This is a genomic window from Dickeya undicola, assembly GCF_000784735.1.
GTDB classification, from domain to species: domain Bacteria; phylum Pseudomonadota; class Gammaproteobacteria; order Enterobacterales; family Enterobacteriaceae; genus Dickeya; species Dickeya undicola.
In genome coordinates this window covers 180844-205417 of record NZ_JSYG01000008.1, presented here as the reverse complement: position 1 = coordinate 205417, position 24574 = coordinate 180844, and the positions used below count along the sequence as shown (strand labels likewise).

21 protein-coding genes are annotated in these 24574 nt (G+C 53.6%); 16 read left to right on the top strand and 5 right to left on the bottom strand.

Translation table 11 applies throughout. The features are described 5' to 3' along the window. From OB87_RS04255 to OB87_RS04240, 4 genes are read left to right on the top strand one after another with little or no spacing between them, the layout of a single operon-like run. Entirely contained in the window at positions 1-1158 is a 1158-nt protein-coding gene (locus OB87_RS04255; RefSeq protein WP_033568189.1) for a beta-ketoacyl-[acyl-carrier-protein] synthase family protein, read from the top strand. Next, entirely contained in the window at positions 1151-1624 is a 474-nt protein-coding gene (locus OB87_RS04250) for an ApeP family dehydratase (protein WP_033568188.1), read from the top strand. Before OB87_RS04255 ends, OB87_RS04250 begins: the two co-directional genes overlap by 8 nt. Next, entirely contained in the window at positions 1624-2355 is a 732-nt protein-coding gene (locus OB87_RS04245) for a 3-ketoacyl-ACP reductase FabG2 (protein ID WP_033568187.1), read from the top strand. Before OB87_RS04250 ends, OB87_RS04245 begins: the two co-directional genes overlap by 1 nt. Continuing rightward, complete coding sequence (locus tag OB87_RS04240) at positions 2355-3584, top strand: beta-ketoacyl-ACP synthase (protein ID WP_033568186.1); 1230 nt, start codon at positions 2355-2357, stop codon at positions 3582-3584. Before OB87_RS04245 ends, OB87_RS04240 begins: the two co-directional genes overlap by 1 nt. A 69-nt stretch (positions 3585-3653) precedes the next feature. Here the strand turns inward: OB87_RS04240 and OB87_RS04235 are convergent, their stop codons facing one another. Further along, positions 3654-5969 carry a sensor domain-containing diguanylate cyclase gene (locus OB87_RS04235; RefSeq protein WP_033568185.1) on the bottom strand — a complete coding sequence of 772 codons (2316 nt, stop codon included), beginning with the start codon at positions 5967-5969 and terminating at the stop codon, positions 3654-3656. Between the two features lie 492 nt (positions 5970-6461). Between OB87_RS04235 and pstS the strand changes: the two genes are divergently transcribed. The 5 genes from pstS to phoU all read left to right on the top strand — a co-directional run bounded on the left by pstS (position 6462) and on the right by phoU (position 11098). Next, complete coding sequence (pstS, locus tag OB87_RS04230; RefSeq protein WP_033568184.1) at positions 6462-7502, top strand: phosphate ABC transporter substrate-binding protein PstS; 1041 nt, start codon at positions 6462-6464, stop codon at positions 7500-7502. A 134-nt stretch (positions 7503-7636) separates the two neighbouring features. After that, positions 7637-8596, top strand: coding sequence for a phosphate ABC transporter permease PstC (gene pstC, locus OB87_RS04225; protein WP_033568183.1), 960 nt, complete (start codon positions 7637-7639; stop codon positions 8594-8596). Then, positions 8596-9483: a phosphate ABC transporter permease PstA gene (pstA, locus tag OB87_RS04220; protein ID WP_033568182.1), complete on the top strand. Its 888-nt coding sequence runs from the start codon at positions 8596-8598 to the stop codon at positions 9481-9483. The genes pstC and pstA overlap by 1 nt, the downstream gene beginning before the upstream one ends. Positions 9484-9576: 93 nt before the next feature. Next, the gene (gene pstB / locus OB87_RS04215; protein ID WP_013320134.1) at positions 9577-10353 is read left to right on the top strand and encodes a phosphate ABC transporter ATP-binding protein PstB; all 777 of its coding nucleotides are present in this window, start codon (positions 9577-9579) and stop codon (positions 10351-10353) included. A gap of 13 nt (positions 10354-10366) precedes the next feature. Then, positions 10367-11098, top strand: coding sequence for a phosphate signaling complex protein PhoU (gene phoU / locus OB87_RS04210; protein WP_033568181.1), 732 nt, complete (start codon positions 10367-10369; stop codon positions 11096-11098). Positions 11099-11239: 141 nt separating this feature from the next. Here the strand turns inward: phoU and yieH are convergent, their stop codons facing one another. Then, positions 11240-11908: a 6-phosphogluconate phosphatase gene (gene yieH, locus OB87_RS04205; RefSeq protein WP_033568180.1), complete on the bottom strand. Its 669-nt coding sequence runs from the start codon at positions 11906-11908 to the stop codon at positions 11240-11242. Positions 11909-12198: 290 nt separating this feature from the next. On the opposite strand from yieH, the gene OB87_RS04200 reads away from it, so the two are divergent. Continuing rightward, positions 12199-13536, top strand: coding sequence for an NCS2 family permease (locus OB87_RS04200; protein WP_033568179.1), 1338 nt, complete (start codon positions 12199-12201; stop codon positions 13534-13536). Between the two features lie 63 nt (positions 13537-13599). Here OB87_RS04200 and OB87_RS04195 read toward each other — a convergent pair whose 3' ends face one another. From OB87_RS04195 to aegA, 3 genes are all read right to left on the bottom strand, one after another. Then, a complete protein-coding gene (locus OB87_RS04195; protein ID WP_033568178.1) occupies positions 13600-14340 on the bottom strand; it encodes a 4'-phosphopantetheinyl transferase family protein in 741 nt (246 codons plus the stop codon). Between the two features lie 313 nt (positions 14341-14653). Next, complete coding sequence (locus OB87_RS04185; protein ID WP_033568176.1) at positions 14654-15187, bottom strand: 4Fe-4S dicluster domain-containing protein; 534 nt, start codon at positions 15185-15187, stop codon at positions 14654-14656. Next, on the bottom strand, positions 15184-17190 hold the full coding sequence (aegA, locus tag OB87_RS04180; RefSeq protein WP_033568175.1) for a formate-dependent uric acid utilization protein AegA: 2007 nt from the start codon (positions 17188-17190) through the stop codon (positions 15184-15186). Before aegA ends, OB87_RS04185 begins: the two co-directional genes overlap by 4 nt. An 812-nt stretch (positions 17191-18002) precedes the next feature. Between aegA and OB87_RS04175 the strand changes: the two genes are divergently transcribed. The 6 genes from OB87_RS04175 (at position 18003) to arnA (ending at position 24565) form a co-directional block, all read left to right on the top strand. Further along, the gene (locus OB87_RS04175; RefSeq protein WP_015855655.1) at positions 18003-18674 is read left to right on the top strand and encodes a CsgG/HfaB family protein; all 672 of its coding nucleotides are present in this window, start codon (positions 18003-18005) and stop codon (positions 18672-18674) included. Positions 18675-18692: 18 nt separating this feature from the next. Next, positions 18693-19046, top strand: a complete 354-nt coding sequence (locus tag OB87_RS04170; RefSeq protein ID WP_033568174.1) for a DUF4810 domain-containing protein — start codon at positions 18693-18695, stop codon at positions 19044-19046. 3 nt (positions 19047-19049) lie between these two features. Further along, entirely contained in the window at positions 19050-19709 is a 660-nt protein-coding gene (locus OB87_RS04165; protein ID WP_033568173.1) for a DUF799 domain-containing protein, read from the top strand. Positions 19710-20451: 742 nt separating this feature from the next. Next, positions 20452-21594 (top strand): UDP-4-amino-4-deoxy-L-arabinose aminotransferase, encoded by a 1143-nt coding sequence (gene arnB / locus OB87_RS04160; protein WP_033568172.1) that lies wholly within the window; start codon positions 20452-20454, stop codon positions 21592-21594. Next, entirely contained in the window at positions 21594-22577 is a 984-nt protein-coding gene (gene arnC, locus OB87_RS04155) for an undecaprenyl-phosphate 4-deoxy-4-formamido-L-arabinose transferase (protein ID WP_033568171.1), read from the top strand. Before arnB ends, arnC begins: the two co-directional genes overlap by 1 nt. Next, positions 22574-24565, top strand: a complete 1992-nt coding sequence (gene arnA, locus OB87_RS04150; RefSeq protein ID WP_033568170.1) for a bifunctional UDP-4-amino-4-deoxy-L-arabinose formyltransferase/UDP-glucuronic acid oxidase ArnA — start codon at positions 22574-22576, stop codon at positions 24563-24565. Before arnC ends, arnA begins: the two co-directional genes overlap by 4 nt. Positions 24566-24574 lie beyond the last annotated feature (9 nt).

Here is a 24574-nt window from a genome sequence, read left to right as displayed (position 1 = left end):
ATGATTTATATCCATGCCGTCGGTCTGCTCAATGCGCTGGGTAACAATGCGGATGAAATCGCCCGCAACCTGGCAGCAGGGCGCGCGCCAGGAATGCGGCCTGACAGTCGCTGGTTGTTACAGGGTAAAAGCTGCTGGACGGGCAACGTACTGGCTGAGCTCCCGGCTGTGCCGTCACATCTGACGACTCATGACAGCCGCAACAACCGGTTGCTGTTGGCGGCACTGGAACAGATTCGTCCACAGGTGGATGAGGCCGTAGCGCGATTCGGTGCTGATCGCGTCGCAGTTATCATGGGCACCAGTACCTCGGGGCTGGACGAGGCCGATCGCTTTATTAGCGAGGGTTTGCCTACCTATCGTTATGCCCAGCAGGAGTTGGGCGATCCTTCGCGTTTTCTGGCTGCGTATCTGGGGATAACCGGCCCGGCTTATACCCTCTCCACCGCCTGTTCATCGAGCGTGCGAGCGGTGATCAGCGGAAAACGGTTGATTGAAGCCGGTCTGGTGGATGTGGCGATTGTTGGCGGTGCGGATACGCTCAGCCGTATGCCAATCAATGGATTTGACAGCCTGGAGTCGCTATCGGCCAGGCGTTGTACGCCTTTCAGCCGCCAGCGCGATGGTATTTCGATCGGTGAAGGCGGTGCGCTGATGCTGATTGGCCGTGAACCGGCGGCGGTTGCGGTGCTGGGGGTAGGTGAATCGTCGGATGCTCATCACATGTCTGCGCCTCACCCTGAGGGGGTGGGGGCAAGACGCGCTATTATCATGGCACTGGAACAGGCGGGATTGGTGCCGCACGACGTGGGATATATCAACCTGCACGGTACGGCGACGCGGCTCAATGATCAGATTGAGGCTGCGGTTGTGCATGAAATTTTTGGTGAGGCGGTGCCGTGCAGTTCGACTAAGCACCTGACCGGACATATGTTGGGTGCGGCGGGCATTGGGGAGGCGGTGTTATGTTGGTTACTCCTGACGCGTGAGCTGCAATTACCCGCACAGGATTTTTCAGACGGCGAACCGGATGACACCCTGCCGCCCTGCGGTTTACTGACTGTACCGACATCACTGGCCCGGCCGACGATCCTGTCTAACTCTTTTGCGTTCGGCGGTAATAACGCCTGCCTGATTTTGGGGAAAGCCGATGAGTAACTATCGCCGTGCCGACTATTATCTGCCGCACGAGTCACCAATGGTGATGGTGGACGAGGTAGTCCGGGTCGATCACAGCAGCGCCTGTTGCCGGGTTCGTGTCAGTCCGGGCAGCGTACTGGGGCCGTTTCTGGATGATGATGGTAATCTGCCCGCCTGGTTTGGTATCGAAATTATCGCTCAGACGGTCGGCGTCTGGGCTGGCTGGCATCAGCGTCAGCATCAGGATGAGAAACCCCGGCCGGGTATGTTGCTAGGCGGCCGCGGTTACCGTTGCCAGCAGGCTATTTTTCCGGCGGATTCCCTGCTGGACGTCAACGTTACGCTACTGATGCGTGATGACAAGATCGGCAGCTTTGACGGTGAAATTCTGATTGGTGGTGATGTATTTGCATCGGGCCGGTTAAACACCTACCAGCCCGATGAGACTGAATTACAACGATTATTACAGCAGGAAAACGATTAATGACGCGTTCGGTATTAGTTACGGGAGCCAGTAAAGGGATTGGCCGCGCCATTGCGTTGCGACTGGCGCAGGATGGTTTTTTGATGGTGGTGCATTATCACCGTGATCGGAACGGCGCTGAAGAGACGCTGGAAAAGATTATCCAACTGGGCGGCCAAGGACGTTGCATTCAGTTTGATATTGCCGATCGGGAACAGTGCCGTACGGTGATCGAATCGGATATTGACGCACACGGTGCCTATTATGGCGTCGTGAGTAACGCTGGTATCACCCACGACGGCGCGTTTCCGGCGCTGGACGAGCAAGCGTGGGACAGTGTGATTCACACTAATCTGGACAGTTTTTACAACGTTATCCATCCCTGTGTCATGCCGATGATTGGCCTGCGTCAGGGGGGGCGCATTATTACGCTGTCTTCAGTTTCCGGCATTATGGGCAACCGTGGGCAGGTTAATTACAGTGCTGCCAAGGCCGGTATCATTGGCGCGACCAAAGCGCTGGCGATTGAGCTGGCTAAGCGGAAAATCACCGTGAACTGTATCGCGCCGGGGTTGATCGAAACCGGCATGACGCAGTTGGAACCGGTTGTTATCGACGAGGCGATGAAACTCATCCCGATGAAGCGGATGGGGCAGGCTGATGAAGTAGCCGGACTGGCTGGCTATCTGATGTCGGATATTGCCGGTTATGTCACCCGTCAGGTGATTTCAATCAACGGAGGTATGCTGTAATGCGTCGAGTGGTTGTGACAGGAATGGGGGGCGTCACCGCATTTGGCGACAACTGGGCTCAGGTTGCCAGCGGGTTGCTGGCTGGGCGTAACGCGGTACGCAGTATGCCGGAATGGCAGGTTTATGACGGCCTGAATACCCTGCTGGGCGCACCGGTAGAGGATTTCCAGTTGCCGGAGCATTATACCCGTAAGCGGATTCGCTCAATGGGGCGGGTGTCGCTGATGGCGACTCGGGCGACGGAACTGGCGTTGGAGCAGGCGGGACTGTTGGGGCATTCGGTGCTCACCAATGGCGAAACCGGCATTGCTTACGGTTCGTCTACCGGCAGCACCGGCCCGGTCAGCGAGTTTGCTACCATGCTGACGGAAAAGCATACCAATAATATTACCGGCACCACTTATGTACAAATGATGCCGCACACTACCGCGGTGAACGCCGGGCTGTTTTTTGGCCTGCGCGGTCGGGTGATCCCCACCTCCAGCGCCTGCACCTCGGGCAGCCAGGCGATAGGCTATGCCTGGGAAGCGATCCGACATGGTTATCAGACCGTGATGGTGGCTGGCGGTGCTGAGGAGCTGTGCCCGTCGGAAGCAGCGGTTTTCGATACGCTGTTCGCCACTAGCCAGCGCAATGATGCACCGGAAACGACACCGGCACCGTTTGATGCCGACCGAGACGGCCTGGTGATTGGCGAAGGTGCAGGGACGCTGATTCTGGAGGAACTGGAACATGCGCAGGCCCGTGGTGCGACCATTTACGCCGAATTGGTTGGTTTTTACACTAACTGCGATGCGGCGCATATTACCCAGCCGCAACGTGAAACCATGCAAGTCTGCATTGAAGGTGCGCTGCGGGTGGCCGGATTAACGCCTGCCGATATCGGGTATATTAACGCGCATGGTACGGCTACCGATCGGGGGGATGTAGCAGAGAGCCAGGCTACGGCGGCGATCTTCGGCAATACCACACCGATTTCTTCGTTGAAGAGCTATTTCGGCCATACGCTAGGCGCTTGCGGCTCGCTGGAGGCCTGGATATCGATTGAGATGATGCGTGCCGGATGGTTCGCACCAACGTTGAATTTGCGTCAGCCTGCGGAAGATTGCGGTGATCTGGATTACATCATCGGTGAACCCCGGCAGCTTGATGTGGAATATATCCAGTCTAACAACTTTGCCTTTGGCGGTATTAATACTTCGCTGATTTTCCGGCGCTGGCCATCATAGCCGTGCCAGCCCTGTGTTTAGCGACACAGGGCGGCTTCAGGTTCGCTTGTTTTTTCCCGGTTTCATCTGTTACTTCCACACCACCCGATTACGGCCTGCGTTCTTGGCTTCGTATAGCGCATCGTCGGCCCGTTTCATGTCGCTTTCGAAGTTGTCTTTCAGGTTCGGAACATTGCGGTGTTTGATAAATGTCACGCCGATACTGACGGTAAAATGGAAGGAATAGCCGTCAACCGTGAACAACGTGTTTTCTACTTCGGCGCGAATCCCGTCCATAATGGCGTCCACATTGTCGTGATTGGCGTTGTGGACGATCAGACCGAACTCCTCGCCACCCAGGCGAGCGACGAAATCATCAGTACGCAGTTTGCTGATAATAATTTCTGCCAGACGGCAGATCGCCACGTCGCCGACGTGATGGCCGAATTGATCGTTGACCTTTTTGAAGAAGTCGATATCGATGATCGCCAGTGCGGTGCTTTTTTCATGGTTGCGATAGCACTTTTCTGTTTCCAGAATATAGGCGCGCCGGTTGTGAATGCCGGTCAGAGCATCGGTATTGGCCATTTCCAGCAGTTTTTCTTCCAGTTCTTCTCTGGCGCGCTGGGTTTCCAGGGCGTAGAACAGCGAACCCAGCGTATCCACGAACGGGGTGAGGAAATGCAATTGCTTTTCGTTGTATCCGTCAAACCGGTTTCCCAGCCCAATCATGCCCACGACTTCGTTACGAAAGTAGATCGGCAACCCCATGAATTGACGCAAAATCGGGTGGCCTGGTGGCACACCACGTGAAGCGGAATGGGTGCGGGGCGTATTGGTGATAACCGGCTTGCCGGTTATCACCACATGCCCGAACAGGTTGTCCAGGCTGGTGAACTGCAGTTTGTTTTGCAGAAAAGTATCGTAAGAGTTCTTGCTGTCGCCGTTCCAACTGACGTTGGAAATGGCGACGATATGTAGCACTTTCTTCTCATCATGTTCCCTGACCTGACCGATAAATCCGAACTCTGATTCGGAGATAGACAACAGATCGTTGAAGATGGACATACAGGCTTCCTGGATATCCGTTTTTTCCAGAAAGATTTTTTGCGCCCGGTTAATCAACTCCAGCAAGCGTTTATCCGCTTCTTCCTGTAATTCTTTGTTTTTCTTTTCCGTAATATCCCGATGCGTGCCAGCAACCCGAATGGGTTTGCCTTTTTCGTTGTATTCCACCACCTTGCCGTAGGTTTCAATCCATACCCAGTGGCCTTTACTATGGCGCATCCGGTATTGTTCGTTGATCAAGGTTGCCTGACCGGTGATGCAGGATTCCGCTGCCTGCACCATTCTTTCTCGATCCAGCGGGTGCATCAGCTGTTGCCAGTAATCCATTGAGGAGTCGAATTGGTCCTGCGAGATGCCCATCATGTCGCACCAGTGTTTGTTAACACGGATAGTGTGCCGTTCCAATTCCCAATCCCAGGTGCCAAGACTGGAGGATTCTAATATCAGCCTCATCTGGGTGTTGGTGTCTACCAGTAGTTTTTGCAGGTATTTTTGATGTGAGTTATCGATCAGGAGTGCCTGAATATGGCTGAGTTTGCCATTGTTATGGTAGCTGGCGATGGAAAGCTGACGAATCCACAAGGTTTTGCCTTTGGGAGAGATAAAACGGTACTCGCACTCCAGGTTTGCCACCCCTTTTTTATGGTTATCCATCGTGAACAGCAGGTTTTCGTAGTCGTCCGGGTGGATGAAGTTTTCCATCACCGTGATGTTGTGTCTGATGTCTTCTTCCGTAATGCCCAATACGTTCTGCGCGTTGGGGGACATGTAGGAAATGTGCAGCATATTGTCCTGCTGCCAGTTGATTAACACCACGGACGAGTTGTTCAGGAGCCGGATTTCCTGCTCCCGGTACAACAGATTACTATGCAGTTTAAACAAGGATTCGGTGGTGCTGGCGACGAAGGCGGCGGTTTCACACGTGGCATCATCCAGCGTGCGGGGTTGGTAGTCGATGGCGGCGAGCGAACCAACCACGACCTCGTCGAGCACCAGAGGTATGCCAAAGTAGCTGCGGATATGCGGAGCGCCGGTCACCAATGGGTGTTTGCAAAACTGATTGTCTGTCAGAGTATCGGGGATCAACAGGGTCTTTTCGGTGGCAATCACCGAATTGCAAAATGCCAGCTCCCGGGTCGTGCATTCAATATCAATACCTTCGCTGAAAATCAGCCACTGTTTGTCCAGATCGATAATCGAGATAAACGCTGCCGGAAAATTCAGTATGCGTGCAAACAGTTTGACCTGGTTTTGAAAGGACTGCTGTAAGTGTAAGTCGAGTAAATGATACTCATTGATTTTTGCGACGCGCTGCTTATCGGAATTATGCTTTTTCATTGTAATTTTCCTTTTAAAAACAAAAAAATAATTACATTTAACCCCTGATAAAAAAATAAAAAATACACCCGCCAGGCTCCAAAATAAAAAACGGAAACATCCTGTAGGGGATGTGGTGTCCTGACGTGAGAGCGTCGCTTTTTCAGCTACATATCTGAGTATAGAACAGGTTTTTTTAGCGCTTACAGCCAGGGAAGCAAAAATAAAAGGCACATTACTTTGTGGCGTTAAAAGGGATGGTGGTGCGGTGTTCTGCTCTTTAAACCAGATGCTGCTTTTGGCGTTATTGCTGTTTTTTTATGTAATACCGATAGGGGTATGGCAGCAGTCAAACTATGACAAACGGCCGAATCTGACTCACCTGTCACACAACTGTCATATTGCGTACATTTTACTGTCACTGAATTGACCTATTTTCTCCACCAGCAAACTACACTCTGATTAAACAAATAGCTCCGGGTCTACACGTCTAAGTATCCCACAGGAGGGATTATGAAACTCATGCGTACCACTGTTGCCAGTATCGTTGCTGCAAGTTTTTCTCTGACGGCGGTTTCTGCTTTTGCCGCGGCAAACCTCACTGGTGCAGGTGCGACATTCCCCGCTCCGGTTTATGCAAAGTGGGCTGATTCTTACGAAAAAGAAACCGGCAACAAAGTTAACTATCAGGGCATCGGTTCTTCGGGCGGCGTGAAACAGATTACCGCTAAAACCGTAGATTTTGGTGCGTCTGATGCGCCGCTGACGGATGACAAGCTGGCTCAGGACGGTTTGTTCCAGTTCCCGACCGTGATTGGCGGTATCGTACTGGCGGTTAACCTGCCGGGCGTGAAAGCCGGTGAATTGACGCTGGATGGCAAAACGCTGGGTGACATCTACCTGGGCAAAATCAAAAAATGGAACGACGAAGCCATCGTTAAACTGAACCCAGGCGTGAAACTGCCGGATCAGGATATCGCTGTGGTGCGTCGTGCCGACGGTTCTGGCACCTCCTACGTGTTCACCAGCTACCTGGCTAAAGTGAACAGCGAGTGGAAAGAGAAGATTGGCGCGGGCAACACCGTAAACTGGCCGACCGGTCTGGGTGGTAAAGGCAACGACGGCATCGCGGCGTTCGTTCAGCGTTTGCCGGGGTCTATCGGTTACGTTGAATATGCTTATGCCAAGCAGAACAACCTGGTTTATACCAAGCTGGTTTCTGCCGATGGCAAAGCTGTCAGCCCGACGGAAGGGTCTTTCAGCAACGCGGCTAAAGGTATTGACTGGAGCAAGTCCTTCGCACAGGACCTGACCAACCAGAAAGGCGCTGATGTATGGCCGATCACCTCTACCACTTTCATTCTGATTCACAAAGAACAGAGCAAGCCAGAGCAGGGCAAAGAAGTGCTGAAGTTCTTTGACTGGGCTTACAACAAAGGCGGCGAGCAGGCTAACGCGCTGGATTATTCTACTCTGCCGAAAGAAGTCGTTGCTCAGGTACGCGCAGCATGGAAAACCCAGATCAAAGACAGCAGCGGTAAAGCGCTGTACTGATTGCGGTTAGTAGGATCGGTTGTGTAAGTACCGAGAGGTGGATAAACCGGAAACGGGGTATCCACCTCTGACATTCATTGGGGCTCCCCCAATTATCTGAAAGACGCAGTTATTATCTGAAAGAAGAGAGACGTATGGCTGAACACAAGCCAACCATTACACCTCCGGGAAAACAGGGCGATATTCTCTTCGGGGCGCTGGTCAGACTGGCGGCCCTGTTGACGTTGCTGCTGCTGGGCGGAATTATCGTTTCCCTGATTTTCGCCTCCTGGCCGAGTATCAAAACCTTTGGTTTCTCCTTCCTGTGGACCAAAGAGTGGGATGCGCCCGCTGGGCAGTTTGGCGCGTTGGTCCCGATTTACGGCACCCTCGTGACTTCACTGATCGCGCTGATCATTGCTATTCCGATTAGTTTTGGTATTGCGCTGTTCCTGACGGAACTGGCACCAGGCTGGCTGAAACGTCCTCTTGGCGTGGCGATTGAACTGCTGGCTGCGATCCCGAGTATCGTTTACGGCATGTGGGGGTTGTTCGTGTTCGCCCCGCTGTTTGCCAAGTATTTCCAACAACCGGTGGGGAGTGTGCTTTCCAGCATTCCGCTGATCGGTTCGCTGTTTTCCGGGCCATCCTTCGGTATCGGCATTCTGGCTGCGGGCGTGATTCTGGCCATTATGATCATCCCTTACATCGCGGCGGTAATGCGCGATGTATTCGAGCAAACGCCGGTGATGATGAAAGAATCGGCCTACGGTATCGGCTGCACCACCTGGGAAGTTATCTGGCACATCGTGCTGCCGTTCACCAAAAATGGGGTGATCGGTGGTGTTATGCTGGGTCTGGGACGTGCGTTGGGCGAAACGATGGCGGTGACGTTTATCATCGGTAACACCTACCAGCTCGACAGTGTTTCGCTTTATATGCCGGGCAACAGTATCACTTCCGCGCTGGCTAACGAATTCGCCGAAGCCGACACCGGGCTGCACACCGCAGCACTGATGGAACTGGGCCTGATCCTGTTCGTGATTACCTTTATCGTGCTGGCTTGCTCGAAGCTGATGATCATGCGCCTGGCTAAAAACGAAGGAGCACGCTGATGGCGAGCATTGGCATTGAAAATCGTTCTGACTCGCTGGAAACCCGTCGCAAGATGCAGGCCTGGCGCCGTCAGAAAAACCGTCTCGCGTTATTTTTGTCGATGTTGACGATGGCGTTCGGTCTGTTCTGGCTGGTGTGGATTTTGATGTCCACCGTGACCAAAGGCATCGACGGCATGTCGCTGTCGCTGTTTACCGAAATGACGCCGCCGCCCAACACGGCGGGTGGCGGCCTGGCTAACGCCATTGTCGGCAGCGGCCTGTTGATTTTGTGGGCAACGCTGTTTGGTACGCCGCTGGGGATTCTGGCTGGCGTCTATCTGGCAGAGTACGGCCGTAAATCATTGATCGCCGAAGTGATTCGCTTTATTAACGACATTCTGCTGTCGGCGCCGTCGATTGTGGTGGGGCTGTTCGTTTACACGCTGGTGGTGGCTAAAATGGAGCACTTTTCCGGCTGGGCGGGGGTGATTGCGCTGGCGCTGTTGCAGGTGCCGATCGTGATTCGTACTACCGAGAACATGCTGAAACTGGTGCCGGACAGCTTGCGTGAAGCAGCCTACGCACTGGGGACGCCGAAATGGAAGATGATTTCGGCCATCACCCTGAAGGCGTCGGTTTCCGGCATCATCACCGGGGTGTTGCTGGCGGTGGCGCGTATCGCCGGGGAGACAGCACCGCTGCTGTTTACCTCGCTGTCGAACCAGTTCTGGAGCACGGACCTGATGCATCCGATCGCCAACCTGCCGGTCACCATCTTCAAGTTCGCCATGAGTCCGTTCAAAGAGTGGCAAGGGCTGGCGTGGGCAGGGGTACTGCTGATCACCTTGTGTGTGCTGCTGTTGAACATTGTGGCGCGCGTGCTGTTTGCCAAAAAGACAAATTAATCAGCAACATTAAAAAATTACCAGCAACATTAATGAATATCCGGGCGTCGCGCAGGCGGCGTTCGCCAGATTCGCCAGAAGAGAGAAGTCTTGATGAGTATGGTCACAGAGACATCCGCCAGCAAAATCCAGGTGCGCAACCTGAACTTCTATTACGGAAAATTTCATGCGCTGAAAAACATCACGCTGGATATCGCTAAAAATCAGGTGACGGCGTTTATTGGGCCGTCCGGTTGCGGCAAATCCACCTTGCTGCGCACCCTGAATAAAATGTATCAGCTCTATCCGGAGCAACGCGCTGAAGGCGATATCCTGCTGGATGGCAACAATATCCTGACCGATAACCAGGATATCGCGCTGTTGCGCGCCAAAGTGGGCATGGTGTTCCAGAAGCCGACGCCGTTTCCGATGTCGATTTATGACAACATCGCCTTTGGGGTGAAACTGTTTGAGAAACTGTCGCGTGCGGAGATGGACGAGCGCGTGCAGTGGGCGTTGACCAAAGCGGCGCTGTGGCAGGAAACCAAGGACAAGCTGCACCAGAGCGGTTACAGCCTGTCTGGTGGTCAGCAGCAGCGTTTGTGCATCGCCCGCGGTATCGCCATTCGTCCGGATGTGCTGTTGCTGGATGAACCCTGCTCGGCGCTGGACCCGATTTCCACCGGCCGTATCGAAGAGCTGATTTCCGAACTGAAGAAAGACTATACCGTGGTGATCGTGACGCATAACATGCAACAGGCGGCGCGTTGTTCCGACCATACGGCGTTTATGTATCTGGGCGAGCTGATTGAGTTCAGCGATACCGATACCCTGTTTACCGCGCCACGGCAGAAACAGACCGAAGATTACATCACCGGTCGTTACGGTTGATTACGGGAGTATCATGGAAAATCTCAATCTGAACAAACATATTTCCGGTCAGTTTAATGCCGAGCTGGAAAGCATCCGCACCCAGGTGATGACCATGGGCGGGCTGGTGGAACAGCAACTGACCGACGCCATCACCGCCATGCATAACCAGGACGCGGAACTGGCGCAGCGCGTGATCGAAGGCGACGCCAAAGTTAACATGATGGAAGTGAGCATTGACGAGGCGTGCGTGCGCATCATCGCCAAACGCCAGCCTACCGCCAGCGACCTGCGTCTGGTGATGGCGATCATCAAGACCATTTCCGAGCTGGAGCGTATTGGCGATGTGGCGGACAAAATCTGCCGCACCGCGCTGGAGAAATTCTCCCATCAGCATCAGCCGTTGCTGGTTAGCCTGGAATCGCTGGGCAACCACACCGTACAGATGCTGCACGATGTGTTGGACGCGTTCGCCCGTATGGATCTGGACGAAGCCAAGCGCATCTACATGGAAGACAAGAAGGTGGATAAAGAGTACGAAGGCATTGTGCGTCAGCTGATGACCCACATGATGGAAGACTCCCGCACCATTCCCAGCGTGCTGACCGCGCTGTTCTGCGCCCGTTCCATCGAACGTATCGGTGACCGTTGCCAGAACATCTGCGAGTTTATTTTCTACTTCGTCAAAGGCCAGGACTTCCGTCATCTGGGCGGCGACGCGCTGGAAAAAATGCTGGCGCAGAAAGACGCCGAAAAACCGGAATAAGTCTGGCTTCATGCCGACGATGTTCTCAACGCCCCGCCTGTGCGGGGCGTTGTCATTGGTAACGAGATAGTCGTTTGTTGTTCGGCGGATGCAAGCCGCCAAATGTGCAGGAGTCGCTGTTGCGCGAATCCGCCTGAGCTGTCAGGCGGTGGTCAACGCCCAGCCGCGAGCCTGCCACAGCGCGGGTAGCTGCGCCATGTCGTGGAACATCGTCACCAAGGGGTGATGGATTGGTGCGTTATGTTCGTCGGCGCAGTAGTAGTACACCGGGATACCGGCAGCAATACCGGCTTGTGTGCCGGAAACAGAATCTTCCACCAGAATGCAGTTTTCCACTGCCACGCCCATCTGTTGCGCAGCATGATGCAGCAATGCCGGGTCTGGCTTCCATTTGCCGATATCGTAGCCGCTGTACAGGTGCTCGCCAAAGAATGGCAGCAAGCCGGTCAGCCCTAGCGAATGCTGCATTTTACTGACGGGGCCGTTGGACACCACCGCAGTGGGTGTTTGCAGCACTGCCAGTACGTCCCGTACTCCCGCAATCGGCTGCAACGAGAGGTCGAAAAGTCGCGCGACTTCCTGGCGGAAATGGCGCTCCATCTGCTCGGTTGACACCGTCAGGCCGAAACGTTCGCTGATGCTGTCGATAATGTCGTAGAGCTTCATGCCTTTGAAGGTTTTGATCACTTCATCCAGCGGCAACTGCACGCCGTAAGGAATAAAAATGTTGACGTAGGCCTGGCAGCAAATGACTTCGCTGTCTACCAGCGTGCCGTCACAGTCGAAAAATACACATTCAATCAGGGACATGGGCATTCCTTGTTGGGAAAGCGAAAAGTGAGAAAGACGAAAATTCCCACTTTACCTGACTGACAGGATAATGCGATGTTTGTGGAAATGCGGGACTTGTTGACGTTTATCTTTGTGGTGGACAAACGTTTTCCCGTCGGGAAGTGAGGCGAAACCGCTGCGAACAGGCTGGAGATATAGAAAATTGTTATCGTCGGGAAAAAAAAGCCCGTCAGCGCGTTAACTGCTCCGCGTTTTGGTATAGGATACCGGGCGATTATCTTTCCTTTCTTCTTTTTAGGTCATTAATCATGGATAAATCTCAGTCTGGTTCCGCTGCTGGGCAGGGGCTGCTGGAGCGCGTGTTTAAATTGAAGCAACACGGCACCACCGCTCGTACTGAAACCATCGCCGGGTTCACGACGTTCCTGACGATGGTGTATATCGTTTTCGTCAACCCGCAGATTCTGGGTGCCGCCGGGATGGACACCAAAGCGGTGTTTGTCACCACCTGTCTGATCGCCGCCTTTGGTAGTATTTTCATGGGCCTGCTGGCTAACCTGCCGGTGGCGCTGGCACCCGCGATGGGCCTGAACGCCTTTTTCGCCTTTGTCGTGGTCGGCACGATGGGGCTGCCGTGGCAGGTGGCGATGGGCGCCATCTTCTGGGGCTCGGTAGGCTTTCTATTGTTGACGGTGTTCCAGGTGCGCTACTGGATGATCGCCAATATACCGCTCAGCTTGCGGCTGGGCATCGCCAGCGGTATCGGCCTGTTTATTGCTATGATCGGGCTGAAAAACGCCGGGATTATCGTGCCGAATCCGGAAACGCTGGTGTCGGTCGGCAAGCTGACCTCGCATAGTGTGCTGCTGGGCGCATTAGGCTTTTTCATTATCGTGGTGCTGGCGTCTCGCAACATCCATGCGGCGGTGTTGATTTCCATCGCAGTGACCACACTGCTGGGCGTTATGCTGGGTGATGTGAAATTCTCTGGCGTGTTCTCCATGCCGCCGAGCGTCAGTAATGTGGTCGGTCAGGTGGACCTGGCTGGGTCGCTGAATCTGGGCCTATCCGGGGTGATTTTCTCTTTCATGCTGGTAAACCTGTTTGACTCCTCCGGCACCCTGATTGGCGTGACCGACAAGGCCGGCCTGGTTGATGCTCGCGGCAAATTCCCGCAGATGAAGCAGGCGCTGTATGTGGATAGCATCAGCTCGGTGGCCGGTTCGTTCATCGGCACCTCGTCCGTGACCGCATATATCGAAAGCTCTTCTGGCGTATCCATCGGCGGTCGTACTGGTTTGACTGCGGTGGTCGTGGGGATTCTGTTCCTGCTGGTGATGTTCCTGTCTCCGCTGGCGGGCATGGTGCCCGCGTATGCCGCGGCGGGTGCGCTGATTTATGTCGGCGTGCTGATGACTTCCAGCCTGGCGCGCGTTAACTGGGATGACCTGACTGAATCCGTACCGGCGTTTGTGACTGCGGTGATGATGCCGTTCACCTTCTCGATTACCGAAGGTATCGCGTTGGGCTTCATTTCCTATGCGGTAATGAAAGCCGCAACGGGTCGCTGGCGCGACATCAGCCCGTGCGTTATCGCCGTGGCGGTGCTGTTCCTGCTGAAAATCGTGTTTATCGACGCCCATTAATCACTGGCGAGCCGGGATTGCCCCGGCTCGCTTGTTTGGCGTTCTTTTCCGCGTTTCTGTCTGCTACATCGCGTACTGCGGCGGCGCGTTTTCCGTCGCGTGGCTACTCAGCTTGATATAGCGCCGTGATTGACGCTGTTGCTGAACGATTTCGCCGGATTTCCGCATACCGTAGGCCGAGGTGTAGTTCCACATCACCAACCGGTCGAGACGAGGCGTATGGGCGCAGGCCCAGGCCAGATAGTCATCAATATCACTGATCACTTCCACATCCGGGATATGCCGCGACCGCAGGCGGCCGGAGGCCGGGTGCAATTTTAGCGATTCCGGACCACCAATATTGAAACCGGGAATTTTCAGTACCGACTGACGAATAGTGCATAACTGGGTGGCAGCCTCCAGCGGATCAAGCTGGGCGTCAATCCAGGCTTTTTCTGCGTGGGTTTGCGTTTGCAGATGCGACGGCGTTTCACGACTCCAGACGCGAACAATTTCCACGTCCATACCCACTTTACCTTCCTCACTGAGCAGGATTGCGATGGTGTTTCCTGCGTAGCCGAGGCTGAAGTCAGGTAAATGTGGATCAACAAAACAAGGTCTGCCATTCGGCGAAACCATTAGTGGCGGAAGAACTGGATAACCGAAGAAATAAAACATCATCTCTGCCAGCAGCGCGCGGCTTTTCAGATAGCGCTCGCGGCGCTTCACTGAAAAGCTGTGCGTGGATGAAATCAGGTCATCCGATAACCGCTGCAGATCGGGTAACGCTTCCGTGCTTGCCCACCTGACGAAATGACAGGTCATATTCACTCCATGATGCCAACGAAAAAAACCTGATAATTTTTAGTAGAATGACTGCTCTGTGAAGTTCATTTCTGACGCAAATGTTCAGATAAATATCTGTGCCAAAGAAAAACTGGCGGATAAATCGGCGATAATTATCTATGTTCGAGCAGAATACGTCAAAAAGCACATTTTATTAAAACTGATTTTATTTTATTTGAAACTAAAATCGGGCTTATATCACATCATGTCAGTCGCCATGCTCACGAAGCACGGCAGTGTGGCCTGCTTAAGTTGCCCGTGAACGCATCCTGGCGTTACGGGCACAAAGGCATTAGCGCAAACGAATCTCCGCGTGGTGCCATGCGGAACGCTGCTGTTTTTCAAGCACTCGCTCGGTCAGCGTCTGCGACGTAACCAGAGTCAGCGCTGACGTTGGGCACACGCGTACACAAGACGGGCTATCGGCGACGCCGATGCAAAGATCACATTTATGGACTTCACTGCCTGATAGCGATGGGGCTGGCGTCTCATCATCGGATGACCGCGATACCACATTGATAGCACCGAACGGGCAGGCGATGACGCAACTTTTGCAACCAATACACCGCGACGAGATAACCTGAATGCTGTCTTGATGCTGCACCAGCGCATCGTGCGGACAAACGCTAGCGCACGGTGCGTTTTCACACTGATGGCACAGCACAGGCGTGCTCACGTTAGCATTTTTAATTACTTTAAGGCGCGGAAAAAAATGCGATTTATGCAAATTTTGTTGGTTCCCGCCCGCATGGGCGACAGCACAGGCGATTTCACAGGTGCGGCAGCCAATACATTTGGTCGCGTCCGCAATGACAAACTGATTCATGGCCGGTTCTCCTGCTGAACAATCGTGGTGTTGACCGGTAACGACATGTCCTGACTTTCCAGCCCCATCACCCGCAACATCCCTTGCGCGGCTTTACGGCCATCGGCAATGGCGGTGACCACCAGATCGGCACCGCGTACCACATCTCCACCGGCGAAGACCTGGGGATGGCTGGTTTGACAAGGGTGCCGGTTGCCGGATTGCGTGGTCGTGATATGGCCCCAACGATTTTGTTCGATATGCGCATCCTGCAACCACGGCATACTGTGTGTCTGGAAACCGAACGCGGTGATCACGGCGTCCGCTGGCTGAATGAATTCGGAGCCGGGCACCGGTTTCGGCCGACGGCGTCCGCTGGCGTCTGGTTCACCCATTTCGGTGCGGATCAGACTGATCCCGCAGACTTCGCCGTTATCATTCAGGCAGATCTTGAGTGGCTGAACGTTGAACAAAAATTCCACGCCTTCTTCACGGGAATTTTTTACCTCCTTGCGTGAGCCCGGCATATTGGCTTCATCACGACGATAGGCGCAGGTGACCGATTCTGCGCCCTGGCGAATCGAGGTGCGCAGGCAGTCCATGGCGGTATCGCCGCCGCCCAGCACCAGCACCCGCTTGCCTTGCATCGATACGTAAGGTTCGTCGGGCAGTTCAGGCAATCCCATGACCCGCTTGGTATTGGCGATCAGGAACGGTAGCGCGTCGTACACGCCGGGTGCGTCTTCATTTTCCAGCCCAGCTTTCATCGAACGGTAGGTGCCGACGCCGAGGAATACAGTGTCAAACTCCGCCAGCAACTGCGTCATGCTGATATCAGTTCCCACGTCGGTATTAAGACGAAACTCGATTCCCATCGCGCTGAAGATTTCCCGGCGTCGGATTAGCACTGACTTGTCCAGCTTGAAGGCCGGAATGCCGAATGTCAGCAGCCCGCCGATTTCAGGATGCCGGTCAAACACCACCGCCTGTACGCCGTGTCGTGCCAGCACATCGGCACAGGCCAGCCCGGCGGGTCCGGCACCGATGATAGCCGCCCGCTTGCCGGTAGGTTTGACCTGGCTCAGGTCCGGCTGCCAGCCCATGCTCATTGCGGTATCGGTGATATAGCGCTCGATGTTGCCCACCGTGACGGCACCGTGGCCTTTACCCAGCGTGCAGGCACCTTCACATAACCGATCTTGTGGGCAGACCCGGCCGCAAATCTCCGGCAGGCTGCTGGTGCGATGCGACAGTTCCACCGCGTCGAGAATGCGGCCTTCCTGCACCAGTTGCAGTAGCGCGGGAATGTTATTGTGCAGCGGGCAGGTCCATTCGCAGACCGCGTGTTGACCGCAGTGCAGGCAACGGCTGGCCTGATCGAGGGTTTGCTCGGCGCTGAAGCCGTGATAGATCTCGTTAAACGTGTTGACCCGTTCTTCCAGTGGTTTTTTTACCGCATCACGACGCGGCCAGTTTTTACGCTTGTCCAGTGGGCGACAGGCTATCTCGGTAAACGTGGGGACCGCGCGCGGCGTGCCGGGCATGATGGTTTGCGCCATCCGCAGTTGCTTCGCGCGGCGTTGTTCTTCTAGTGAGTGCTCGCTTACAAGCTGTAGCGCCTGTGTGGGGCAGGCTTCCACACAGGCCTGTCCTTCCGGGCGACCAATGCAGAGGTCGCATTTATGAGCGGTGGCACCTTGTGGCTGGGTTTCCACAGTGATGGCTCCGAATGGACAGGCCAGTACACAGGTTTTACAGCCGATGCACTTTTCAGCAACCAGTTGAATACCATCCTGCTTTCTGATGAGTGCTTGTGTGGGACACACTTTTGCACAAGGGGAATCTTCACAATGGCGGCAGGTTACCGCGGTATGCTGCTCCCCCTGATGAAATACCCTGATCCGGGGGTGAAAGTCGTCCCTGTTTTCAGGATAACGCCCATGATTATGGGAAATCACACAGGCAATCTCGCAGGCATTACAGCCAATACAATCCTTCGCATTTGCGATAACAAACTGATTCATATCCTCTCCCGACATGTACAGCATGGGTGTGCGTATAACCCGCCGGTCATTTTCAGGCGTGCCTCCACTCAATTAAGTAAGTGTGCACTCACTTAATTAATGGGGTGTCTGTTGTGATTACAGGCTGTGTTGCGCCGGAACTGCCTGCCGGGCAGGCGAGAGATAACGAAACCAGCCTGAGCGGGTCACTTAGAGCCTATCCCAATAAGGCTAATTCACTTGCCATTTTGGACCTGGGCAGTGCTCGAAACCCTCACGTACTACGTGTACGCTCTGGTTTGCTCGCTGCGTTCGCCCGTAGGGCCGGACAAAGCAATTGTCCGTTCAACATGCGTTGCATGTTGTCTCCGCGCTGCCCGAGTCCAAACTGGCTACGCCAATTGCGCCTATTGAGAAAGGTTCTTAGAAAGTGATTCTGGAAGGGGGGGTACTTGTCTCGTCAGGAGAAAAAATAACGTTCCCTTCAATTATTGAGGGTTATCCTAGCGACTCGGGTCAGCATGAATCTTGATATAGAACAGATAATGTGGGGTAAAAATAACCAAATTTTTTCATGCAGTTATCAAAAAAGACAAAAACAGCCATTCGCAGCAATACATGATGAGAGTTTTATTAATCGAAAAATGATCGTGAGAATATTTATGTTTGTTCGGGATATTTAATTTAGTTTTAGATGTGAAATATGTGGTTACTTATCTTAACGTTAAGCATAATAGCTCCCGCCGTTGGCTGGATGCTGGCGTTATCAGGCATCTACCTCATTCATGAGAAACGCTGACCGGTATAACAATAATTTAGTAAGGGATTGGTCTATGAATAAAAAGGTCGTTTTTTGTTCTATGGTCATTGCCGCCACCCTGTTGGGCGGATGTGCCACAGAATCTTCACGTACCGTGGAAACTCCTAAAGTTGCGTCCTACAGCACGCCTTATCAAGGCGTCCGCAGCCCCATTTCGGTAGGGAAATTTGAAAATCGCTCCAACTATATGAATGGCATTTTCTCTGATGGTGTAGACCGTTTGGGAAATCAAGCTAAAACCATTCTTGTTAGCCACTTACAGCAAACTGGCCGCTTTAATGTGTTGGATCGCACCAACATGGACGAGCTGAAAACGGAAGCTGGTATTAAAGGTCAGACTCAAACCTTAAAAGGCGCAAATTACGTTGTGACAGGGGATGTAACTGAGTTTGGTCGTAAGGAAGTTGGCGATCATCAACTGTGGGGCATTCTTGGCAGAGGCAAATCACAGATTGCCTACGCTAAGACCACATTGAATATCGTAAATGTCCAGACATCTGAAGTCGTGTATTCCGTGCAGGGGGCTGGTGAATATGCGTTGTCCAATCGTGAGATTGTCGGGTTTGGCGGTACAGCCAGTTATGACTCGACGCTGAATGGCAAAGTACTGGATTTGGCGATTCGTGAAGCGGTTAACAACCTGGTTGCAGGTATTGAGAGCGGCGCATGGCGTCCATCAAATTAAAGGAATGGGAAAATAATAATGTTATTCAATAAAAAGACAGCGCTGTTATTGGCCGCAACTTTACTGGCTGGGTGTGCTTCAGCGCCCAAGACCATTTATAGCTGGGATAATTACCAGACTACACTTTATCAATATTATCAGCAGGATAAAAGCAGCCCTGAAGAGCAGATTGCTTCTTTGCAGAAGTCAGTAGAGGTTGCCAAATCGCAGAACAAACCCGTGCCCCCTGGATTACATGCTCAATTGGGTCTGCTGTATGCAAAAACAGGCCACGGTGTGGATGCTCGTCAGCAGTTCGAGACGGAAAAATCATTATTCCCCGAATCCGCCCCTTTCATGGACTTTCTGTTGAGCAAGAATAAAGGAAAATAAGCAATGAACCGTTTTTTAGCATTAATCAGTTTGATGGGTGTGCTGGTTCTTACTGGCTGTGCCAAGCCGCAACCTTATGATTATACTGCGTTCAAGCAGAGCAAACCGAGAACGATTCTGGTATTGCCACCACTGAACCACTCTCCGGATGTGAAAGCCGGGACTAGCTTCCTTAGTCAAGTGACGTACCCGTTAGCTGAATCAGGGTACTATGTGCTGCCTGTTGCGGTAACGGACGAGACTTTTAAACAGAATGGTTTGACAACAGCTCAGGATATTCAGGCAGTTAGCGTAGCGAAGCTGCACCAGATTTTCGGAGCGGATGCGGCTCTGTATCTTGATATCACTGACTATGGTTCAAAATACATGGTCATAAATAGTGAAACTCGTGTTACTGCTAATGCGCGCTTGGTTGATTTGCGTAATGGCAAGGAGTTATGGAAAGGCAGTGCGACTGCCTCCAGTAGCGAACAGCAGTCGAATTCTAACGGAGGCGTTATCGGCTTGCTGGTTCAGGCGGCAGTTACACAGATTGCCGATACTATTGCTGATAAAGGCCACGATATTGCGGGTATTACCAGTGTACGTCTGTTGACGGCTGGTGGTCCTTCTTCCCTGTTATATGGTCCGCGCTCACCGATGTACGGGAAAGAAGCTAAGTAATTATATTATTTTCTTAAATGTATAACCTAGAAAACCGCCCATGGCTGCATGGGCGGTTTTTTTGCTTTTTATGCATATCATTTCTGATGTTATATCCCCCAATGGGGACCTGTCCTGTTGCCATATCAGAAAATCTTACTATGCTTTGTTCATGATAATTAAAGAATATGAGAAAGTGCAGAGGGATGGCGAGTCAGTGATGAACAAGAACGCACGGTTATCTCCGCTCATATTTTATAGAAAAATAAGTAATTTGTATGAATGGGATTTATTCCCACGTTGATAGTTTTAATTATTTTGCAAGAAATCGTAATTCTTTTGTTGTTTTGATTTCAATGTGATTTGCATCACGAAAAACATCTTACTTTTCGTGTGTTTATATATGGTTGAGGATGGATGAATGTTTGTCGTTGAACGCCATTTTATTGATGATGGGTTTAAACATCGCTTGTTATTCTTCTCCCGGATTGAACATCAGCTAAAAAGAAGCATCTTAATATTCACCTAAGAAATCTTCGTTATGCTCATCTACCAAGGTCAGATGAACAACATTATTGATGGTCATATTACTGTCATTAATTGCTTTTCTACTTATCCCTCGCAAGGACTAAGGAGCGGTTTTCCCTGACGTATTTATCCCCATATCCGATTTTGATGGCGGGACGGCGATGTGACCCGAGTGCTCAAAAAATTATCTCGCCACACCAATAATCATCGATTTAACCTGAGAGTGAATTTTTACATGGCTGATTTTCTACCTTTCTCACGCCCCGCGTTAGGTGAGGAAGAACTTGCTGCGGTCGGGCAGGTTCTTCGTTCCGGATGGATTACCACTGGCCCCAAAAATCAGGAACTGGAGCAACAGTTTGCCGTTCTGACCGGTGCGAAACACGCCATTGCAGTCAGCTCCGCGACTGGCGGTATGCACGTCACCCTGATGGCACTGGGCATTGGCGCTGGCGATGAAGTGATCACGCCGTCACTCACCTGGGTTTCCACCCTGAACATGATTGTGCTGCTGGGTGCAGAGCCTGTGATGGTGGATGTGGACCGCGATAACCTGATGGTGACGCCACAAGCGATTGAAGCGGCCATTACTCCCCGCACCAAAGCCATTATTCCGGTTCACTACGCTGGTGCACCGGCAGATATCGACGCTATTCGTGACATTGGCCGCCGTCACGGCATTCCGGTGATTGAGGATGCTGCCCACGCGGCGGGCACCTACTACCGTGGCCGCCACGTCGGCGGTGAAGGCACGGCGATTTTCTCCTTCCACGCCATCAAAAACATGACCTGCGCTGAAGGCGGTCTGGTGGTGACGGACGACGACGAGCTGGCTAACCGCATTCGCAGTCTGAAATTCCATGGTCTGGCGGTAGACGCGTTTGATCGCATGGTGCAGGGGCGCGCACCGCAGGCGGAAGTGGTTTCGCCGGGCTTCAAGTACAACCTGCCGGATATCAGCGCCGCCATTGCGCTGGTGCAACTGGAAAAGCTGGCCGCCAACAATGCGCGCCGCGAAGCGCTGGCGCAGCGTTATCTGCAAAAACTGGCTGCGTTGCCGTTCCAGCCGCTGACACTGCCGTCATGGCCGCACCAACACGCCTGGCACCTGTTTATCATCCGGGTGGATGAAGCGCGTTGCGGCATCGATCGCGACGGGCTGATGCAAGCGTTAAAAGAACGCAATATTGGCACTGGCCTGCATTTCCGCGCTGCCCATACCCAGAAATACTATCGTGAACGTTTCACCAACCTCCACCTGCCGAACACCGACTGGAACTCGGCCCGAATCTGCTCTCTGCCGTTGTTCCCGGATATGCGCGACGAGGATGTGGACCGGGTGGTGGATGCGTTAACTGAACTGGCGGGGAAACGCTGATGTCAGACATGGAAGCAATTAATAAAGTCTCGGTGGTGATTCCGGTTTTCAACGAGCAGGAGAGCCTGCCGGAGCTGATTCGTCGCACCACCGCCGCCTGTGATCAAATGAACCGTGATTATGAAATTCTGCTGGTGGACGATGGCAGTAGCGACAACTCGGCCGCGTTACTGACCGAGGCGGCGCAGGCACCGGGCAGCCATGTAGTGGCGGTGATTCTTAACCGCAACTACGGGCAGCATTCGGCGATCATGGCCGGGTTCAGCCATGTATCCGGCGATCTTATCATCACGCTGGATGCCGACCTGCAAAACCCGCCGGAAGAAATTCCCCGGCTGGTGGACACGGCGGATCAAGGGTACGACGTGGTGGGCACCATCCGCGAAAATCGTCAGGACAGTGTGTTTCGTAAAACCGCTTCGCGCATGATCAACCACCTGATTCAGCGCACCACCGGCAAGGCCATGAACGATTACGGCTGTATGCTGCGTGCCTATCGCCGCCATATCATCGACGCCATGCTGCACTGCCACGAGCGCAGCACCTTTATCCCGATCCTCGCCAATACCTTTGCCCGCCGCACCACCGAAATTATGGTGCGCCACTCCGAGCGCGAGTTTGGCGACTCCAAATACAGCTTCATGAAGCTTATTAACCTGATGTACGACCTGGTGACCTGCCTGACCACCACGCCGCTGCGTTTGCTGAGCGTGGTGGGCAGCGTGATTGCGCTCTCCGGTTTCACGCTGGCGCTGTTGCTGATCCTGCTGCGTCTGTTTTTCGGCGCGGCCTGGGCGGCGGACGGGGTGTTTACGCTATTCGCCGTGTTGTTCTCTTTTATCGGCGCACAGTTCGTCGGTATGGGGCTATTGGGGGAATATATCGGACGAATCTACAACGATGTCCGCGCCCGTCCCCGTTATTTTATTCAACGTATTGTTGGCAATGATCCACGATTTTCTGAACAGGACAATGAAGAATGAAAGCTGTTGTTTTTGCCTATCATGATTTCGGTTGCGTGGGACTCCGCGCGTTGGTGGCAGCGGGCTATACCGTGGAAGCGGTGTTTACCCACGCGGATAACCCGGCGGAAAATCAGTTCTTTGGATCGGTAGCCCGCACCGCGGCGGAGCTGGGCATTCCGGTATTCGCACCGGATGACGTTAACCACCCGCTGTGGGTGGAGCGCATTGCGGCGATGTCGCCGGACGTCATTTTTTCCTTCTACTACCGTCACCTGCTGAGCGATGCCATTCTGCAGAGCGCGGTGCATGGCGCTTACAACCTGCACGGTTCGCTGCTGCCGCGTTATCGTGGCCGGGCACCGCTGAACTGGGCGCTGGTCAACGGCGAAACTGAAACCGGCGTGACCCTGCACCGCATGGTGGCGCGTGCCGATGCTGGCAACATCGTGGCGCAGCAGCGTGTGGCGATCGACGAGAGCGATACCGCGCTGAGCCTGCACCGCAAGCTGCGTGACGTCGCCGATCAGTTGCTGAAAGATAGCCTGCCCGCCATCGCTGCCGGTAAAGCGAACGATATTCCGCAGGATGAGAGCCAGGCCACTTACGTAGGCCGCCGTACTCCTGAAGACGGACGTATTGAATGGCAGAAGCCAGCGCGTACCCTGTATAACCTGGTGCGAGCGGTGACCGAGCCGTGGCCGGGCGCGTTCAGTTTCGTCGGCACAACGAAGTTCATTATCTGGCAGGCGAAGGTGCGTACTGATTTCGCCGCCGCCAAGCCGGGCACCGTGCTGAGCACCTCGCCGCTGGTGGTGGCTTGTGGTAACGACGCGCTGGAGATCGTCACTGGTCAGGGCGACAACGGTATTTATCTGCAAGGCGCACAACTGGCCCAGAGCCTGGGTCTGGTGACCGGCGCTATCCTCAACAACTCGCCGGTGGTGAGTGTGAAGCGCCGTACCCGTGTGCTGATCCTCGGGGTGAACGGTTTTATCGGTAACCACCTGACCGAGCGCCTGTTGCAGGAAGATAACTACGAAGTGTTCGGTCTGGATATCAGTTCCGATGCTATCGAACGTTTCCTCGGCAACCCGCATTTCCACTTCGTGGAAGGGGACATCAGTATTCATTCCGAGTGGATCGAGTACCACATCAAGAAATGCGACGTGGTGCTGCCGCTGGTGGCGATCGCTACGCCTATCGAGTACACCCGTAACCCGCTGCGCGTATTCGAGCTGGATTTCGAAGAAAACCTGAAAACCATCCGCGACTGCGTGAAGTACAAAAAACGCATCATTTTCCCGTCCACCTCCGAGGTGTACGGCATGTGTACCGACCCGGTGTTCGACGAAGACAACTCCAACCTGATCGTTGGGCCGATCAACAAACAGCGCTGGATTTACTCGGTATCCAAACAGCTGCTGGACCGCGTTATCTGGGCTTACGGCGAAAAAGAAGGGCTGCGTTTCACCCTGTTCCGTCCGTTCAACTGGATGGGGCCGCGTCTAGATAACCTGAACGCCGCGCGTATCGGCAGCTCCCGTGCCATCACCCAGTTGATCCTGAACCTGGTGGAAGGCTCGCCGATCAAGCTGGTTGACGGCGGTCGTCAGAAGCGTTGTTTTACCGATATCAAAGACGGTATCGAAGCGCTGTTCCGCATCATTGAGAATAAAGACGGCGTGTGCGACGGCCAGATCATCAACATCGGCAACCCGGACAACGAAGCCAGCATTCGCCAACTGGCGGAACAGCTGCTGGAGAGCTTTGAGAAGCATCCGCTGCGTAGCCAGTTCCCGCCGTTCGCCGGTTTCCGCGAAGTGGAAAGCAGCAGCTACTACGGTAAAGGCTATCAGGATGTGGAGCACCGCAAACCCAGCATCCGCAATGCCAAACGCTTGCTACACTGGCAGCCGACCATCGAGATGGAAAAAACTGTGGCGGAAACGCTGGACTTCTTCCTCCAGACCGTTGAAACCGGCCGATTCAGTCAGGACAGCGAATAAAACAGGACC